This is a genomic window from Brevibacillus sp. FSL K6-6036, from assembly GCF_037964015.1.
GTDB classification, from domain to species: domain Bacteria; phylum Bacillota; class Bacilli; order Brevibacillales; family Brevibacillaceae; genus Brevibacillus; species Brevibacillus borstelensis.
In genome coordinates, this window is sequence record NZ_CP150173.1 from 5,103,109 (window position 1) to 5,122,118 (window position 19,010).

The 19,010-nt window shown below is 43.2% G+C and carries 19 protein-coding genes; 2 read left to right on the forward strand and 17 right to left on the reverse strand.

The window, feature by feature from the left end:
• Positions 1–23: 23 nt before the first annotated feature.
• The 8 genes from NST37_RS24755 to NST37_RS24790 form a co-directional block, all read right to left on the reverse strand.
• A complete protein-coding gene (locus NST37_RS24755; RefSeq protein ID WP_003388827.1) occupies positions 24–1,961 on the reverse strand; it encodes a DHH family phosphoesterase in 1,938 nt (645 codons plus the stop codon).
• A gap of 4 nt (positions 1,962–1,965) precedes the next feature.
• A complete protein-coding gene (locus NST37_RS24760; RefSeq protein WP_003388828.1) occupies positions 1,966–2,874 on the reverse strand; it encodes a DUF2232 domain-containing protein in 909 nt (302 codons plus the stop codon).
• Between the two features lie 106 nt (positions 2,875–2,980).
• Positions 2,981–3,211: a 30S ribosomal protein S18 gene (rpsR, locus tag NST37_RS24765; RefSeq protein WP_003388829.1), complete on the reverse strand. Its 231-nt coding sequence runs from the start codon at positions 3,209–3,211 to the stop codon at positions 2,981–2,983.
• A 441-nt stretch (positions 3,212–3,652) separates the two neighbouring features.
• The gene (gene csaA / locus NST37_RS24770) at positions 3,653–3,982 is read right to left on the reverse strand and encodes a chaperone CsaA (protein ID WP_339186014.1); all 330 of its coding nucleotides are present in this window, start codon (positions 3,980–3,982) and stop codon (positions 3,653–3,655) included.
• 125 nt (positions 3,983–4,107) lie between these two features.
• A complete protein-coding gene (locus tag NST37_RS24775; RefSeq protein WP_339186015.1) occupies positions 4,108–4,293 on the reverse strand; it encodes a hypothetical protein in 186 nt (61 codons plus the stop codon).
• A gap of 25 nt (positions 4,294–4,318) precedes the next feature.
• Positions 4,319–4,711 carry a hypothetical protein gene (locus NST37_RS24780; protein WP_339186017.1) on the reverse strand — a complete coding sequence of 131 codons (393 nt, stop codon included), beginning with the start codon at positions 4,709–4,711 and terminating at the stop codon, positions 4,319–4,321.
• A gap of 88 nt (positions 4,712–4,799) precedes the next feature.
• Entirely contained in the window at positions 4,800–5,309 is a 510-nt protein-coding gene (locus NST37_RS24785; RefSeq protein WP_339186019.1) for a DUF6042 family protein, read from the reverse strand.
• On the reverse strand, positions 5,290–5,703 hold the full coding sequence (locus NST37_RS24790; protein WP_339186021.1) for a hypothetical protein: 414 nt from the start codon (positions 5,701–5,703) through the stop codon (positions 5,290–5,292). Before NST37_RS24790 ends, NST37_RS24785 begins: the two co-directional genes overlap by 20 nt.
• Positions 5,704–5,837: 134 nt before the next feature.
• Between NST37_RS24790 and NST37_RS24795 the strand changes: the two genes are divergently transcribed.
• A complete protein-coding gene (locus NST37_RS24795) occupies positions 5,838–6,203 on the forward strand; it encodes a helix-turn-helix transcriptional regulator (RefSeq protein ID WP_339186023.1) in 366 nt (121 codons plus the stop codon).
• A gap of 138 nt (positions 6,204–6,341) precedes the next feature.
• Here NST37_RS24795 and NST37_RS24800 read toward each other — a convergent pair whose 3' ends face one another.
• From NST37_RS24800 to NST37_RS24820, 5 genes are all read right to left on the reverse strand, one after another.
• Entirely contained in the window at positions 6,342–6,995 is a 654-nt protein-coding gene (locus NST37_RS24800) for a hypothetical protein (RefSeq protein WP_339186025.1), read from the reverse strand.
• Positions 6,996–7,115: 120 nt separating this feature from the next.
• Positions 7,116–7,880, reverse strand: coding sequence for a phospholipase D-like domain-containing protein (locus tag NST37_RS24805; RefSeq protein ID WP_339186027.1), 765 nt, complete (start codon positions 7,878–7,880; stop codon positions 7,116–7,118).
• 328 nt (positions 7,881–8,208) lie between these two features.
• On the reverse strand, positions 8,209–9,372 hold the full coding sequence (locus NST37_RS24810; protein WP_339186029.1) for an SAVED domain-containing protein: 1,164 nt from the start codon (positions 9,370–9,372) through the stop codon (positions 8,209–8,211).
• Between the two features lie 2 nt (positions 9,373–9,374).
• Positions 9,375–10,040 carry a hypothetical protein gene (locus tag NST37_RS24815; RefSeq protein ID WP_339186031.1) on the reverse strand — a complete coding sequence of 222 codons (666 nt, stop codon included), beginning with the start codon at positions 10,038–10,040 and terminating at the stop codon, positions 9,375–9,377.
• A 2-nt stretch (positions 10,041–10,042) separates the two neighbouring features.
• A complete protein-coding gene (locus NST37_RS24820; protein ID WP_339186032.1) occupies positions 10,043–11,275 on the reverse strand; it encodes a nucleotidyltransferase in 1,233 nt (410 codons plus the stop codon).
• A 576-nt stretch (positions 11,276–11,851) separates the two neighbouring features.
• Here NST37_RS24820 and NST37_RS24825 point away from each other — a divergent pair.
• A complete protein-coding gene (locus NST37_RS24825) occupies positions 11,852–13,066 on the forward strand; it encodes an IS256 family transposase (protein ID WP_127607660.1) in 1,215 nt (404 codons plus the stop codon).
• Positions 13,067–13,205: 139 nt separating this feature from the next.
• On the opposite strand, the gene NST37_RS24830 is transcribed toward NST37_RS24825, so the two are convergent.
• From NST37_RS24830 to NST37_RS24845, 4 genes are all read right to left on the reverse strand, one after another.
• The gene (locus NST37_RS24830; protein ID WP_339186034.1) at positions 13,206–13,562 is read right to left on the reverse strand and encodes a hypothetical protein; all 357 of its coding nucleotides are present in this window, start codon (positions 13,560–13,562) and stop codon (positions 13,206–13,208) included.
• Between the two features lie 49 nt (positions 13,563–13,611).
• Complete coding sequence (locus NST37_RS24835) at positions 13,612–14,628, reverse strand: hypothetical protein (protein WP_339186036.1); 1,017 nt, start codon at positions 14,626–14,628, stop codon at positions 13,612–13,614.
• A 117-nt stretch (positions 14,629–14,745) separates the two neighbouring features.
• Positions 14,746–17,796, reverse strand: coding sequence for a type I restriction endonuclease subunit R (locus tag NST37_RS24840; RefSeq protein ID WP_339186037.1), 3,051 nt, complete (start codon positions 17,794–17,796; stop codon positions 14,746–14,748).
• Positions 17,789–19,009: a restriction endonuclease subunit S gene (locus NST37_RS24845; RefSeq protein WP_339186039.1), complete on the reverse strand. Its 1,221-nt coding sequence runs from the start codon at positions 19,007–19,009 to the stop codon at positions 17,789–17,791. The genes NST37_RS24840 and NST37_RS24845 overlap by 8 nt, the downstream gene beginning before the upstream one ends.
• Position 19,010 lies beyond the last annotated feature (1 nt).

Here is a 19,010-nt window from a genome sequence, read left to right on the forward strand (position 1 = left end):
TCCTCCTCCTCTAGACGGCTGTTCTAGACGACTGCATCGATAGCTTCCTTCAGACGTCTGACGGCCTCTTTTAAGGAAATTCCTTCGATCTGGTTGGCTGCTGCGGTCAAATGGCCGCCTCCGCCCATGTGTTCCATGATCGACTGGACATTGATGTCGCCCAGTGAGCGGGCACTGATCAGCACCGTATCGTCAGCTCTTCTGGCAACGACAAAGGACGCCTGAATGCCCGAGAGCGTCAACAGCTGCTCGGCTGCCTGGGCCACCTGTACCTGCGTGTACTCCTCACTGGGGTCGCCCACGGCAATCGCCATGTTATCCCGATAGGTCTCGGTATTCATGATCACCCGAGCACGTTTTACATATTGCGTCAAATCCTCTTTCAGCAAGCGCTGGACAGCCGCAGTATCCGCGCCATTCCGGCGAAGAAACGAAGCTGCCTCAAAGGTTCGCGAGCCTGTGCGGAAAGCAAAGCTTTTCGTATCGACCACAATCCCCGCCAACAAGGCCGTAGCGATCAGATTGTCGATGTTCAGACGGTCGCTTTGATATTGCAGAAGCTCTGTAACCAGCTCGCTTGTAGAAGAAGCATACGGCTCCAGATACAAAAGCACCGGCTCGATAAATTCTTCCGAGCGCCTGTGGTGGTCAATCACCACAATCCGGCTTGTTTCGCTGAGCAGGCGCGGCTCGATTACCAGCGACGGGCGATGCGTGTCGACGATTACCAAGAGCGTCCGCCCGGTAATCAGACGTATCGCTTGCTCCGGTGTTATGAAAGCCTCGGCCAGTTCCTCATGCGCGTAAATTTCCTTCATCAGACGCTCCACAGACGAATTGCCTTCATCCATCACGATATATGCGTCTTTTTTATGAAGCTGTACGGCTTTCAGTACGCCCAGGGAGGCGCCGATCGAATCCATGTCAGGCTGCTTGTGTCCCATGACGATGACGTGCTCCGCTTCGTGAATCAGATCGCGCAGCGCATGGGCGATCACGCGGGCACGTACACGAGTCCGCTTTTCCACGGCATTGGACTTGCCGCCGAAAAACGTCAGCTTGTTTCCGATCTTGACCGCTGCCTGGTCTCCGCCGCGGCCCAAAGCAATGTCCAAACTCGATTGGGCCATTTGTCCCAGCTCGATATAGGAATTGGCTGCAGCTCCGGCTCCGATGCTAAGCGTGATCGGTATCTTGTTGTCTGCAGTCATCTCCCTGACCACATCCAGAATGTCAAAGCGGCTTTCTTCCAGTTTGTCCAGCGTCTCCCGCTCCATCAACGCCAGGAATTTATCTGCGGAAATGCGGCGCAGATAGATGCCGTGCCTGTTTGCCCATTCGGTAATGACCCCTGCCACACTCGTAGAAAGCAGTGTCCGGCTTTGATCGTCCATCACTTGTCCGACCTCGTCCAGGTTGTCGAGGTGGATGATGGCAAGCACAGCCTTTTCACGGTGGTAGCGAAGCGTCAATTCTTTGAAATTCGTGATGTCCGTAAAGTAAAGCAGACGCTCCTCTGCTCGGACAAGCACTTCATAGGTCCGCTCGTTGTAAACAAACTCCAGCCGTTTCTGGTCCGGTTTCAGAACGAGCTGCGGGAATACATCAGGCAGTGTTTTCCCGATCAACATTTCATCACCGGACATATTGGTCATAAAGGGATTTACCCATTCGATGGTCTTTTCTTCGTTGAACAACAAAATCCCGATCGGCATTTCCTGGATGACGCCTTCGCCCGCCTTCTTCACCCGGTGGGTAACCGTAGCCAAGTACAGACGAAGATCCCGCTGGAAGCCTTTTTCGGCCTGCAGCGCGTAAACCACGAGCCCGATCAGGCAGATGATCCCGATCGCCCCGTACATCCAGTGATGAAGCGTCAAAATTCCCAACAGCAACAAGCTAAAGCTTAGAGCCAAGACCATGTGTAGCCCGTACCAACGCTTTAACAGGAATTTGGGCATTTCCTCAGCCCCTCTTCACTCTTGTTTCCAGTCTCTTTCGCAAGCCTAAACCCAAATCAAAGATGCCTAATAAACTAAGTATAGTGGTTAGCGGGGGAAAAATAAATAGAGAGACAATAAGCACGGGGGCCAATCCCTTCCTGTTGTACAAATGAATGGCAAACAGACAGAAAGCAAGGCCCTGCAACGTCAGGATCACATCCAGGATCACCTTTACGTTGAGTACGGCGCTTGTCCAAAATGTTCCCTGCAATTCTTCTCCCATCAAAAGAATACTTACCATGGAAATAAAATAGTAGTAGAGGATCGAACGCGGAAAAGACCACTCTCTGGCAGGAGGCAAGGCCGGAACCGACAATCTCATCCGTTTGCCCACCAGTCGGGCTATCCAGTGCGTAATCCCGCTTTGTATAAAACTCATCATGACTAAAAAGGCCGGCATGACCATTTTAATGAGCTGCATTCCCTGTTCAAATTGCTCTTTGGGCACGAAATCAGGCCTTAGCTTCGTTGCCTCCTGAATCATTTCATTCAAGCCCATCCCGATGACGTACGTGGAGAGAGCGAGCATCGCCACATACCCGAGGAAAACGACTGCAGCTCCCGCGACAATCGCGGACATAGCTGTCCCTCTTTTGGCGTACATGTGACCCATTACTGTTCCCCAGAGCGCGATCATCAAAGCCATCATAGCCGAGAATATCCCGGTTAGCACTCCAGCTAAAAACGTGAACACGGCGACAATCCATATGGAGGATGAAATCGGCCGCCGCATCCCGAGGATGACAAACGGCAACGGCAAAAGCAGGCTGGTGACCATCCCTGCAATTGTGTATGTACTGATAAACAGCAGCACTAGTGCAATTCCCAGCAAAAGGGCGTTTTCCGCCAATTGTTTTGTTTTTGAAGGCATGGCGACACCTCATCGTGTATCTTCAAAGTAAAAGCAATACGACCAATAAAAAATATGGAAAAAAGAGGGCCACGCGATTGTGTCCCCCTTTTTTTGCTTGTAACAATTATTCAGTGGTGTACGGCAGCAGTGCTACTTGACGAGCGCGTTTGATCGCTACTGTCAAAGCACGTTGATACTTCGCAGAAGTACCAGTTACACGACGAGGCAGGATTTTGCCGCGCTCGCTGATAAATTTCTTCAGCAGATCGGTATCTTTGTAATCGATATGCTTGATTTTATTAACCTTAAAGAAACATACCTTGCGGCGTTTATTTGGACGTCCTTTACGTGCCATGAAAGTCCCTCCTTTTATCAGGAAATGTGAACGTTATACGATCGAGTGTCCTTCAATCAAAACGGTAGTTCTGCACTCTGACACTTGTGCCAAAATACCGTTTCCCTTGATTTAACTGCATTTTTCTCTATATTTTTCGATTGGCACATTTTTTTGTGCCACCTGTTAAAGTCGCTTGTAATAATATAACTCAATCCAAAGCGAAAATCAAATTCTTTTTCCGCGATTCGATTTTAAGGTGTCTCCTATGCCTAAAATTTTGTGTCCCTTCATTTAATAATCCCTCAAAGTTGATTAACACAATTGGGACTCATATAAAATGAGTGGTTTCATAATCAGGAAAAACAAACATCAATGAATAAACTTTAAACTGTAAGGGAACCTTTATGGTTGCCTAAGGTCAGTTGCCGATTTCTTAGCAACACCATTGTGCTTAGTACCCTAAGCAACTGGTGTACCATTTTTAACCGGTTGATCCGGTTTTAATAATACAACATCGCCCTCCTCCGGAACACTGCCAATTACCAAAACCTCAGATTCAAAACCAGCAATGCGCCTTACAGGAAAATTTACGATTGCGACCACTTGATTACCAATAAGTTTATTTGGTTCGTATCTTCTTGTTATTTGGGCAGAAGAGCGTTTAATACCTAATTCACCAAAATCAATTTCTAATTTTATTGCTGGTTTTCGTGCTTCTGGAAAAGCTTCTGCCTTAATAACAGTACCTACTCGAATATCTAACTTTAAAAAATCCTCAACAGTTGCCACAACGACACAGCCACCTTTCTGCATTACTAAATTTTCCACTCCAATAATTGCATGGTATCTCAGCCACTAATATTCTTCAAGTATCCTGCATGGCACTACGATTCTTCCCCTAATTGATCACCACTTCAATTTTCTTGATTTTTTGTTAGCCACACTTCCCCATAGATCCTTTCCGCTTCTTCACTGCTTAGTTCGTTAAGTAGCTCTTCAAATGTCAGGACGAGATATGCAGCATCCATTGCGTCCGGGAATTGAACTTTGTTGACTGCCGCGATTAAATAACCAATTGCTTGGGTATGAGTTATTTTCATCTAATCATCCTTCCCCCGGGTAGCATCAATCGATTATTATATTTACTCCTTTTCCTTGGTAACTGCGGCCATGTCTCATCATTCTGATGATCACTAATGCATGCTTAATACCTTTGATTTTCCCTTTCAAGAATTCATTTTGCAGATCACCTTGTAGTTCGACTTTGAGTTCTTCCGAGTACCTCTCGAAATAGCTAATTAAAGAGTCAATTTCGGAAATACTGTGCTCTAGATTTTCGAAGAACAGATTGCAATTAGAAATTGCCGCTTTCTGAATGATTGAATCATCGCTTTTTAAGAAGTATTGAATTGATTCGATGTAGTTTCTAAATGTGCCCTCGGTCGGAAGTTTTTCTATGTGATTGTCAAATAAAGAAATCAAAAACTGCACTTTTTCTGTATCATTCAATAATGTCATGTTTTCACCCCTTTTTGCATTGGATTTCCTATAGATATAGAAATGGACTGTCCTCACCCAGGAAACAGTCCGGTCATTTCATCTGAAGTTAATTGATTAGTACCTCATCGATATTACGAAGTGGACGTATAATCATGTCTAGACACCATTTTCCCTGCTGATCCTCGGTCTTGAACGCCAGTCCCAAAGCCACGTAGAGATCAATAACATCAAGTATCGATTTTGGATACAGAAATCCATTGGCCTGTAATTTTCGCTTGATTTCAGCCTCCCTCTCATATAAAGACTGGACTTCATCATCCTCATGATTCCTTCTATCTACTCCATTATCATCTAGGTTAATAAACGTATTCTCCTTTACCCTTCTTTCCATTAAAGCGACTGTTTCTTCCCAGTTAAAACCGCTTGCTATAGCCACACTAAAGTAGGGCAATAACGTAATATTCGGCATAGGAAGCCATCTCCCCCAGCCTCCCTCATAAAACCGGTTAGGAATCACACATTGCCCTTTTGGGATAAGCCCTAATTGCGAGAGCCCCCTTACAGTAACCCTGCCATTCATTATAAAATTCAAAGCATCATTCTGAAAAGAATACATGTTCTGCACCCGTCTGGACAATATAAGGGAGAATATCAATTGGCTTCTCGCCGGAAATTATAAATTCAGAAGAACAACCGTTATTATTCTCAACTCTATTGAAGCTTATCCCCACAACCCAGAATTCTTCTACCAAGTCAGGGGCTGACGAAGACTTTTCATACCCCTCACGTAAAAAACCTACTAATTCATCGAACTCTTCCTTAGTTGATTCAATTAGTTTAACTGTACCATTGCAACTTTTTATTTTCATGATGTAGTGTTCTTCTGCCCGCTGAAGGATCAAGAATTGAGCGTCTTTATGAAATATAATTTTCCGAAATCGAACTGTAAATTGTTCAGACGATTGATTCGTGAGAATCAGTGACTCCACTGATCTGACTTTTGGAATCATTTTGTTCACCCCTGGTTATATTAACAAAATAATATCACTTATAAGTGATTATAACAATATATATCACTTATATTGTTATGTATTTTTTCGATTGAAACACTTACCCTTAGGATAAGCAGGGAGGTTGTAAATCGATGTCTGATTTAAAAAAACTGATCGGTGAAAAAATTCGTAGCATACGTAATAAAAAAAATCTGACCTTACTTCAATTAAGCCAAATAACAGGGCAACAAACCTCATATCTAACCGAAGTTGAACTTGGAAAAAGAAATCTATCCATTGATTCATTGGAAAAAATCATGGACGCTCTAAACATAAAGCCAGGAGATCTTTTTGATTTTCGAGAAATCGATCCAGATTCCCAGGAGTTTGAGACCAGAACTATCCTTGAGGTCCACTACCAATTTCTATTAGGTAAGAAAAGCGAAGACGTAAAGATGATCCATAAGATAACAACGGAGATTTTCAAATCAATAGATGCCGCCGCTAAGTCTGAATAGCCATTCTTTATCCCCATTAACACAAAAAGAGCGATTCCTCTTCACCTGGGAAGTAGGAATTCGCTGCTTTTAGATCAATATAGAATATTGCAGTGCTTTTTGATTCTTTTTGATCGTCCTTATACTCGCCACCGGTTATCAACGCCCTAATAATTGATTTAGGTCTTCGCGGGTAACACCAAGGGCTCTGTTTATCCATGAAATGGTTCCATATTTAGATTCATGATCAAGATTACATTCGAAACCGAACTTTCGATAGAAGTGCTCTAATCTATCAATGTGATCCCAATCCACAGCGGAAATCCAGCCAGTTATAAAACGGATACTCATTTGATCAACGAGCTTCATAATACCTTCCATTAAAATAGAACCATAACCCCGATTTACCCGATCACCTTCAATTTTAATGTCAGCAATCTTCATATGCTTACTTTCAGTAAAAACATGTAGATGAACGTTTGAATCAGGGACTCTTACCCCAGATTTGGATATTACCTTCACACGCAAATGAACATTCTGATCGTCCATACCATCATTGTAAAATAGTTGATAAATCATAACTCTCTCATCAAACCGGTTCTGAGCTAGATGAACTATCTTATGTCCATCCTTTTCAATAGCAGTAGTATGCCACTGAACTTCGTATTCGACATCGCCCTTTTTCTTCAAAGGGATAGGTTTATACTTCCTCTTGAAATCAGTAAACAGGTCGTCAGAACCAAATAATCCCTTTAACAGCTTTGACAATTCCTTCGTGTCATTCTCACTAAGTAAATCATTCTGCTTGGCCACTGATTGAATCCCCTCCAAACAAAAACTTTCTCACCGAATATCCAGAGAAGTTGCAGTTTTAGACTGGATTTGAAGCTCATACCACCGCTTTGGTGCTCATCGTACAGATTCAGTGCCTTCTTATTTGTTATGATGTTCTTCAAACAACCTCATAAATTCATCAGCAAATTTTCTTACGAAATCTCTATCCAGTGCAGTGGCCCAAGTTTCATTATTATTTATCGCATTATTGCTCCAATTATAGGTACCGTGCATGACATATTCAAAATCAATAATGCAAAATTTATCATGAACTCGATTGGATAAATTCTTACCCCAAAGTTTTACTTTCATTACTTCAAAATTCCGTTCTAAATCGGGAAGTAAATATTTATTTGAGTCTTCAGCTGATGTGATAATACGGATGTTAACCCCTGCTTGTTTTCTTAACAGCAATTCTTTGAAAATGTCTCTATCCGTAAACCAAGCAACCGCTATCCATATAGTATATTTCGCACCTCGGATACCTTGAATGATTACTTCTTTTATTTCGTCAAAAACCACATCATGTTCTTTGTGTAAATCTTCTTCAAGATCTACAGGTTTTGGCTTTATTTGGACTCCTGCATACTCATAGTCGATCATAGTATCCGTCGGCTTCATATATACTTCAGATGCAACTCTTTCGAGATCATCTTCTAGGAATCTCGCCGTTTCCAACATTGGAATGGGTACTCTTAAACAGACATATTCACGAAAATGATCATGTTTACGACCATAAGTACCAGTTCTTTCGTAAGTAAGCATAGAATACCTTAATATGCCAAGTAACTCACTTTTATTTTTATACTTTTTGTCATACTTTATTGTTTCTATCATTGTTTTCAAAAATTGTTCTTCTTTCATTCATGTTCCCCCTCAATCGACGATACCCATAATATACCATAAATTATTGACTATCCCGACTTAGTTTCAGCCTATCTTACCATTTTCTAAAGTATGCAGGACTTGTTGAAGTTCAATTTTCATTTCCCCGAGCTTGTTACAGACAGCGGCGACTACATCATTTTCTGTAAGCATTCACTCACCCAAGACAATTTCTTTGTTGTTACAAATTCGTTACATAAGTCGGATTGACCTTTTTTTCACTGAAAAATCGAAGGGACAGCAGTCAAACCGCTGTCCCGAGAAGCACGCGTTTTAGTTACTACATTTCCCAAAGCAAACTTGCCGGTTATACAGCATTACCTTGCAGAACAACTTCATTGTTTTTATAAATTTCTAACGCTAGTTCGAATTTGTTTGTTTTCTTATTTTGGTCATATATTACTAAGGGTAGATCTGCCTTTGGCATCCATACTCGCCCTAACTCAACTGCAGTTGAAACTGCCATTGCAGGAAAGATATTCAATCGATTATCTTGTCCATGAACCGACTTAATTCCGTCCATTAATTTCCGTATTGTTTGTCTAAATGCCGAAAGATGACTTTTGCTTTTCATAAAATCATTATTTGGGTTTTTAATTGTGAGTGTCCAGACTGACACATTCTCACCAAGTACTTCTGTTATTCTATTATTTTCTATCGTTGCGCTAAGGGATATATTTAATGCGACAGTTCGGTGTATCTTCTCAGGGGATTGAATATGGAATTCAATATCGTCAGACTCATTATCCCATCCCCATTTTTGGACGGGCTCTCTTTGCAGTTGATAAACATCAACAGGAAAAATATCAGAAAGCATAGTCCCTAAGGAAATCAACAATGGCTGCGGTGCAAGTGCGAATAACGAAATGTGCCTTCTTGCACCCGAAGTTAATAGTGGCATAAGCTTTGATTGAACTTGCCTCTTGAGATTTTCATTTTCGATCTTCCAATAATCCTCTTCATGATCGTTATACAAACTATTTTTCCAACCCAATTCAATCGCTCGGCTGTCAGCCGGATACCTCTCTGGTAATAACGCAACCACAGCACGTTCATAAGATATTGGATAACTATGGTCGCCGATGTTAGACCCGTACAATACAATTTGACTTTGTCTATCTTCCTGTATTTGAGTCACCAGTTCTATTCTTTGTTCGTGCTCTTGCTTCATAGCTTGTAGTAACTCAACTGGGTGTCCTGCCACATCATTAACATCAATTAAACGATGATGTGTATCGCAAAGTAACATTAAATTCGAAATATCTTTTGCTAATTTGGGGGAGAGTACCTTGTCTCCTCTCGGACCCCCGGGACTATCGGCAACGATATGGGCTATGTATGAGCGATTCATTAATGACTTTGTATTGGGATCAATATGTAAAATCTCGTTACACCCTCTATATTGACAGCGACCTGCTGCCTTACCCCAGAGCATACAACGTATATGCGTTGGTACAACTGTTTCAGACAATCTTACACCTTCCTCCTATTTTTCTTAATAAACTCAACGCAATCGATAAATTCGATACCGAATTCTCTTTGCGTCTGGTATTTTTGAAGCTCTAGAAGCATTGGTCCATGACATTTCCTTAAGATATTTCCGCTATTACAAGGGCATAACAAATGGCCGCGATATTTTTGGGAAGCCAAAATGTAGAGAAAATCTATGCAACACTCTTCTGAATCAACTCGGAACAATTCTTTGTAAAAGTTCAAAATCCCCTTAGCTCCATGGTCTAGTTCTCCATAAGGTAGTTCTTCGTTAGTTGCAGCATAAGAAAATGAATAGAGATAAGGAATTAACAGTGTTTTGACAAATCCCAATAACGTCGAATCTTTAGAAAAAGTCATTTTAACTGCTAGCGGCGCTCCCAGACATAAAGTACCATCTGGAAACGTATGAAACGTGTATGGTACCCTCCCCTCCAATTCTCTTGCATTTGGAGGGGCATTTGGATAATTCGTCGGTAGCTCGATCTCGATCATATATGCTTCGTCAACCAATTCACGATCTTGATATTGAGCACGAAATTGAATCTTTCCTCGAACATAAAACCTGTCGTTCTCAAATGCTAAAGTTACATTCGGAAACTCACCCTGTAATTCTTTGAAATGATCCCAAACAATTTCCCCGTTCATTGTTACCGGCCCCAAGGTTTATTCGGATTTGAAATTTGAATAATTGGCGTTGAAATCACTGCTGCACTCGTCGGTAAACCAAGAGCCTTTGCCGTAGTTATTGAGACTTGTCCAAAAGTTGATTCGAATGATTTAACGATTTTCCCTATATCATTTGAGCCAATTATTTCGATAACGTCTTCTTTAATCCATTTGGTCCATTGGAAAAAAGCTCTTGCCTTCTGATTGTTATTCTCATGCCATCTATCCGCGAAATTCTCCTCCGGATTTACTGGGTTTTCAATTACCCATGTTCCATCAGCATTCCTTGTAATTAGCGATTGTTCCTGAAGAACTTTATTATTGCTAAACTCCGGCTTCAGTAGATCCGATAGAACATCAAGCCGATTCACAATATTGCGAAGTGTTAAGAACACATTCGGTTCTCCATTGTACAGTTTGGCTGCCAAAGTCGTTATAATCATCGAAATCGGTTTGTCATCTGCCATTGGGTGGTTTGTGAAGCGAACATCCCGATGTCGCTTCAGGATCTGGATTGCTCGTTGTAAAGGTGTCTTGATTAATGCCTCCGGCACCTCATCGATACTTGCATAAATGTCTCTGTTGTTCTCGAAAAGACTACGTTGTTGAGTGGCTTTGACTAAATTAAATACGGGTTGGTTAATGTTTTCAAACCAATCAGCATAGCCACTCGGATTACTAGAATACCACTCATAAGTTTTGTCCTTATTTTTGTGAGTAATCGCAATAGCCTTTTCGGCGATCCTGGAATCAACCAGGTTGTTTCTTACTTTTACATCTTCTGGTGTTGCCGGTAACACGTCAATATGGAATCCAATTCCGTCTTGCTCAGCGTAATTTATTGTCCAACAACGCCGTCCTTCTTCATCAAGCATTTTTTTATAAGTTTCATTTTCAGCTATGCGGTTACCAACTGCCTCTTTTAATGTTTTTGGAGTAGTCTTGTTTTTTAAGATCTGAAATTCACTAACCAAATCGATGTCATAATCGGCATCTTGCCCATTTCGAATAGGTCTAACAACTGTCCCAAGACGAAATGAACCCTGTGGGTAGAAATGTATTTCTTCTACACCTTCAAATTGGCCTTCTGCTATCCAATTGCTAACAGCAGTGTATCTGTCAACAGCTTGTTTATACTTTGTTGGTGATATATCTAGTCGTGAAGCAATACCTTCCAACAATACGGAAACCTTTGACTCAAGTTCAATTGTCATAAAATATTCATCCTTCTTTCATTTTTTTTGAAATTTAGAAGGATATCCGTCATTCATGACGTAATACATAAATATAGTCTGACTATACATATGTTGAGTGTAAAGTACATGATCAATTTACACTCGATACCTTCTTCATCACCAGTTTTGAGAATGCCACTTCTCAGACGAAACGCAGTACTGGAAAACAAGCGAGGTGTGCCACCACTTACGCTTGTTTTTTGTTATGCTTACCTTTAATAGTCATCACCTCTTAACTATTTATTCTAGCAATAAGAAAATAATGGTGTTCTAGCAATTTCTATTATACAGTAGCGCCAAACTCCTATACAAGCATAATTGCGATCATTTGTTCCCGTTGGACTTAGGGTGACTTTTGGGTGACCCTAAGGTGAACTGTGGTTTACTTCAAAGTAACCTTAAGGTGACCTTTTAAATGAAGAACAACCTTTACCGCCATTCCTTCATGAATATCCGGTTTTTAATTCCTTTCGGGACTGTAAAATATTTTGTGTAAACTCTCAAACCTAAATCTATTACAATGGAGATTAACGAAAGGTTGAGGGAGAACACATCATGAAATTACTACCAAAAGATCAACTGCGCCAATTCATCAAAGACAATAACTTGAAAACCGTCGAAGACGTACAGAAAACGTTGAAGGAACTCTTTGCGGAGACACTTCAGGAAATGTTGGAAGCCGAACTGGAAACGGAACTCGGCTACGCCAAGCATGATATAAAGAATAAGGAGACTCGCAATAGCCGCAACGGACATAGCAAGAAAACAGTAACGTCGGAGTATGGTGAGGTCGAAATTGAAGTCCCACGTGATCGACTCGGCGAATTTGAACCGATGGTTGTCAAGAAGCATCAGACACAGGTCACCGGCATCGAGGATCAGATCATATCCATGTACTCCAAAGGAATGAGCACAAGAGATATCCAGGATCATCTAAACCAGTTGTACGGCATCGACGTCTCCCCAACACTCATTTCCAATGTAACGGCTAAAATTATGCCGCTTATCAAAGAATGGCAGAATCGCCCTTTACAAAATGTCTATTCCGTCGTCTTCATGGACGCCATTCACTTCAAAGTGAAGCAGGACGGGCAAATTATCAACAAAGCCGCTTACATGGTCGTAGGCATTGATTTAGAGGGTTACAAGGATGTACTAGGCATTTGGATTGGCGAGAACGAGTCCGCGAAGTTCTGGCTGAGTGTTCTAACCGATCTGAGGAATCGCGGCGTCCAAGACATTCTCATCATCTGCGTCGATAATCTGAAAGGATTTAGCGATGCCATTGCCGCATGCTACCCGCAGACAGAGATTCAGAAGTGTATCATCCATCAAATCCGCAATTCAATCAAATACGTATCCTACAAAGATTTGAAGAAGGTTACTGCCGCGCTACGCCCGATTTATACCGCTCCAACGGAGGAAGCTGCTTTGCAGGAATTGGAACAATTTGAGGCGGTTTGGGGCAAGCAATATCCACTGATCATACGTTCATGGCGAAACAATTGGGATGAACTCGCAACGTTTTTTAAATACTCGCCAGAACTGCGTAAATTAATCTACACGACGAATATGATTGAAAGCTACCACCGCCAGCTTCGTAAAGTCACAAAAGGAAAAAGTATTTTTCCGAACGATGAATCGCTGCTCAAGATGCTGTATCTTGCGACAATGGACGTTCTTCGCAAGTGGACAGGTCGTGTTCAAAACTGGGGACAAATCTTGCTGCAACTCACGGTGCACTTCCCTGACCGCGTACATGTCCGCTAAAGGACTTTACATGGAGAGGCGGGCATGATAGGCTGGTTAGCCACGCGATACCGACTTTCCAGTATCGCCCAATCGCGAAAAGTCATGCCCGCTGGAGGCTCCATGTCAAGTCCGGCACCAAACTTTGGCATAACCGAGTTTACACAAAATTCTTGACAGACTCTTCCTTTCCTTTCTGGTGCTCGCGTTTCCCAAGAATCTCATCTTCTCTAGCAATTATCGGATCATACCAATCGGCTTTCTTCTTTGCCCAATCGATCCATTGTATATCTTCCTCTGCCAAGTTACGGGACAATTCCAAAGCTGAAACATATTCTCTTATCTTGCACGCCATCGCGTAATCCTGAGCCATATTTGTCAATGCAACCGTGCGCTCAACTTCAATCATATGGCGTTTTCGGCGTTCTTCTCTCAATCTCTCTTCTTCTTCACGTCTACGACGCTCTTCTTCGCGTGCTTCTCGCTCTTTTCGTATTATTTCAGATGCTTCGTACATCTCGATCAGAAGATATCCTAATTGGTTTTCCAGAATAGAAGATTTGGTATCACAAAAACCTTTTATTTCGATTCTGATTTATGTTGATGCACAGTTGGCCGTTAAAGACATAATCATATTTGCGTAAATTCGGTTTCGAAGCCCAAGAGTACCGTTTCTTATCTTCCTCATATTTACGGAGCTGATTTTCCTCTGACTTCGTAATAACATGATCGACTTTGTCCTGCATTTCATATATTTCTAGAGATACCGACTCATTCCGAACAATAAAAGTGAGAGAATCCGTCACTGAGCCTCCCAACCGTTCTATAGCATGAATAAGTGCCCCAAGGATTCGGTAAACACGCGGAAGCGTCTCTTTCGAAATCACGCCTGCTAAAAATGGAGGACGGAACCTATACGAACTGTAGTTTTGAGGGCTTCTTTGAGCGCCCAATTCTTTTTTATCGTTCTTGTTCCATTCAATGACAACATTTTTATGTGCAGCAATCTTAGGATGTAGCCTGGCCTTTTCATGCGGTATCTGTATCCGATTCGCTATATCAAGAACCTTGTTCCTTTCAGCCTCGACGAGGAATGCCAATTTATCTAAAAAACTATTGTGAGCGGCTTTAGAATTGGATTGATTGTCGATATATTTTGCGTTTTTACTAGATTTGGATAGTGACAATGCGTCAGTATCTAATCCTGCTTCTAAGACATCATCAGGACTGGTATTAGCATTGTTTACCACTTTTTCATCCTGCTGCGTGACCTCAATTTTTGCTTCTGGAATGGTTGACATACCGTTTTCAATTTTCTGTACTCTTATCCGCGGCGTTTTCGCACGAGGAATAGCAACTTCATTTATTGTTGAGTCTGGAAGAGGTGGCTTCGATACCGGCTTTCCGAAATTTAACTTCGTCCAATACCCCGAAGGAGGTATGGGTACGTTAGCTTCTTTACAAAGATTATATATAAGGCTGTACGATATGCTATATTTCCTAGCAACACCGGCAAGCGACAACTCCCACACCTCGTTATAGATCTGCTTGCGAGACAGCACCAGAGATTGCTCCTCGGTCATCCTTAAAACCCCCGATTCTTGGAAAAATAAAAGGAGCAGAGTTTTATAACTGCCCCTTTGCCGACCATTATTGCCCTCGTAGAAAACCTAAAGGTAAGAACCCCCAGGTATTTCCCTCTATGCCTCTATTGGCCAATCTTTATATTTTTCTTTTGCCTGATCAATGATCGCATTCGTTAGGAACCGCAATTGCTCGCCTTTTATCTTCTCTCGAATAAGCACCATTTTCACGGCATTGCTGACCTTTGCCAAGACGTCAGCACGATGCGGATTCGTCCAGTCGATTTGGAATTCCTTTTTCATTGCTGCGACCACTTTACGAATCAAACCTGAAATAAACTCATTGGAGAAGGCATCATTACCCATATTCTCAATAATGTAATAAAAGGCCATTTCCTCATCAGACAGCCCCAGCGCCTCTTTCTTTTTGCGCTCTTCGTCCATTTTCTTCTTTGCCTCGACCATCATTTGGGCCACTGCGGTTGCCGTAATAACTCGATTATGGTAATCGTTTATCGTCTTCTCCAGCAGTTTGCTTAATTCTTTGCCGAGCGCATTTTTTTGCTTTACCAAGTAAAAGATTTCTTCCTCTAGTAACTTCTGAAGCAATTTCAGACGCAGATCGACGTGCGGTTTTTGCTCGAAATCGGCAAGGAATGCTTCGTCTAGGATCGAGATGTCCGGCTTCTCCAATCCAGCTTTCTCGAACAAATCAACGGCCTCTTTACGAGCGCCTATGCTACGGTCGATCAATTTCTTCAGTTCTTCCTCGATGTTCTTAGGCTTGTCATCCGGGTCGCCAGCGATTTTAAACTTCTTGATCTGAATTGCAGCAATCTCATAGAGCAGCACCTCATTCGCGTGGGGGATTACAGCTGGCAAGTGCTTCACAAGTTGATATGCTTTATCCAATTTGGCCTGCGCATTCAGGTAAGTGTCCTCGTCTGACCCCATCAAAAAGCCTACGAAGTCCGCAATCCAATCCTCACGCTCAACCTTCGGTTTTGCCCGCCAATCGGTAATGTCGATGCCTGACGGGATGAAGGCACGAACCGCTTCAAGCGCTTCAAAGAAAATTGGTACTGCCTCTTCCTCGATATCCCCGGCTGGCTTTCCTTTACCGCCACCTTGCGTATAGCGATGTGTCGCCTCTTTCAGTGCTTCAGCGATACCGATGTAATCGACAACAACGCCGCCTGTTTTGCCGGGGTAGACGCGGTTGACGCGTGCAATAGCCTGGATTAGGCCGTGACCCTTAATTGGTTTATCGACGTACAGATAGGTTAGCGGCGGGATGTCGGTACCCGTGAGCCACATATCCCGTACGATTACGAACTTGAGAGGGTCATTCGGATCTCGTAGCTTTGCTTTTACGCTCTCCTGCTCTTCCTTGGATTTGATATGGGCGAACTCACTACCTGGCTGCTTTTGGCGCCAACTTGGCGGGTCTTTGTCGATGTCACCGGTCATGACAATTTCAATCGGCGGACAGCCGTCTATTTTACGCATTTTCTCGTAGAGCCGAACGCATATTTCCCGGCTCATGCAAACGATCATGCCCTTTGCCTCAGGGGAAGCCGCCTTTTGGAAGTGCTCTACAATATCCTTGGCGAGCGTCTCCAATCTCTCGGACGTACCGACAACCTTTTCTAGCGCCGCCCATTTAGCGCGCTGTTCATCCCATTTTCCATCCCCAACCTGGCTGACAATTTGCTTAAATTCCTCGTCAAGACCTGCGTTCTCGAGATCAAGCGGTATGAGACGGGATTCATAGTAGATCCTAAGCGTTGCACCGTCTAGCGTGGCCTGCTGCATGTCGTAGATGTGAATGACGTTCCCGAACAATTCAAACGTATTACGGTCCGCAAATGTTATCGGCGTACCAGTAAATCCGACGTGTGAAGCATTCGGCAAGGCACGACGAAGATTGCCGGCAAAGCCGTCAAAACTGTACTGGGTACGATGCGCTTCGTCGGAAATGACGATAATATTCCGACGCTCTGAGCATACTGGGAACTCACCTTCTCCATCTTTCAAACGGAATTTCTCGATCGTCGAAAATATAATTTGGCCGGCTTCGTTGCGCAAAAGTTCTCGCAATTCATTGGCATTCTCTGCATGATGAACGTTACCGACCAGTGACGTCCCTTGAACGAATGTCTCGTGCAACTGACCGTCGAGATCCGAGCGATCCACTTGGATGACGATTGTCGGGTTATCCATCTCTGGATGCCGCGACAGAATTCCAGAGAAAAACAACATAGAAAGCGATTTCCCCGAGCCAGTGGCATGCCATAGGACCCCAATCTTCCGGTCTCCTTCCGGTCGAGTTGCGCGAACAGCGTGTTCGACAGCAAACCGAACGCCGAAATATTGGTGATATTTAGCGCCAATCTTGATTGCTTCCTTGTTACCATCTTTCATAAACACGATGAAGTTGCGGATATAATCGAGCAGTCGTTCCTTTGGGAACATACCCTGGATGAGCGTCCGCATCGAGTTCGTGATGTTGTTGTCGACTTCCTTACCGTCGGTGGATTTCCAAGCTGCATAAAACTCATACGGTGCCCCGGGAATGCCATGGAGCGTCAGGATGCCGTCGGAGATGACCGCAAATGCGTTGTAATTAAATAGTTGTGCGATGTCATAGGTGTAGTTCGTGATTTGATTGTAGGCATATTCGATCGTTGCCTGCTCGCTATACGGACTTTTCAGTTCGAACACCACCAGCGGCAGCCCATTCACGTATATGATAAGGTCTGGCCGCCGCGCCATCTTCCCTTCGATCGAAAGTTGGTTTACGACGAGAAAATTATTCGTAAGCGGCTCGTCCCAGTTCACCGGGTATACATGGTGAAACACATGCTCGCCTTTCTCCTCGTAGGAAAAGTCAATGCCCTTCACTAGCATCTCGTGAAACCTCTGGTTGCGCTGAAGCAATGTCACCCCGTCAGGATCAGCAAAACGCGAAACTAACGCAGGGATATGCTGCGCCGGGATCCCGGGGTAAGTTTTCTTGAGAAATGCTTCAAGGCGGTCCCGAAGCACAACCTCATTAAGCGACATACGACTGAACAGGTTCATCGCATGGGTATATTCGTAGCCAATGGCCTGTAGACGGCCGATCGTCGCTTCTTCAAAATCCGTTTCGTACAGTCCGTTAGCCACCGGCTAACACCTCCTCGACTTGTTCTTCGGCTGTTTTCACCTCGATTTCTCCGGAGAGAAGACGGGGGAGTAGATAATCTCGTGTTTTTTGAAGTTCTTTATTTTCTATCATGTTCTCTTGCATGTGAAGAATTAACGGACCAACTTTTTCATCGAAAGAAGCCAGTACATCTTCAGTCGGAACACAAACCATCGCTCTCGCAAAAACATCTGGGCGAACAGCTGGATATGCACTTCCCTCCGCGTTGCTTACCAGATAGTCAACAAATTCATCTGTCGTAACGTGACAATACAGGAATGATGAAGGTACTGTCTTTGGAGTTATTACAGCGAATCCCGTAGAAACGACTGTATTCTCTGCCGGTCTATGAATATATAAGTAAGACTTTCTGTTTGGCCTTACGGTTGACCAAATAATGTCCCCAGAGAAAACCAACCTCTTCGCCCTTGAAGGTGCTTCATCAAGCATATAAGTAGTCGTACCTTCAAGTACACCTGTTGCAACTGAAGAAATATCGATGTATTCGATCTGATCGAAGGGATAATTTTTGCCAACGCTTTGTTCATTTATGGCGACTAGCTCGTCCAGACGTTTGAAACTCCAGCCTTCTGGAATGGTCCCTTCCCCCGACTCAATAAATTGTCTATCTTGGAACGGACCAAAATCCACAAACCAATGCTTATATAAAGCCATTGCCATCTGTTCAAGCGTTTCGTTCGTTCGGCGGTTAAGTTCAATTTTATCATCAAGGGAACCAAGTATTTCAACAATTCTGTTTTGCTGTTCAATCGGAGGCAAATTCCATGTCCAACCATGTATCTGCTCCTTAGAAACGTTTGGGAACGTTGACCCTGTTGCGGATTGCAATATTGTGCCAAGGGAGTTGTAAATCAGATACTCAATGAAGCGAGTATGATTATAGCTGAACTTACTCCGAAAACTTGCTAAACCTCGCCCGATTGCAGTTTTTTGATTTGCGTAGTTCATCCGACCAACAGTTGAACCTCTCACGCAAAACAGCAAATCCCCAGGTTCTGCGACTTTCTTCGGATTCGTTGTAAATTGGACAGGCTTCGGATATTTATTACCAAATTCTGTAGGGCCATTAAGTAAAGGAATCCCAAGACCTAATTCGTTACAATCCTGACCGGGAGGACTTTGGCCCATTATTACATCAGCTAGATCCAAAATATTGAATCGGGTTAACGACATT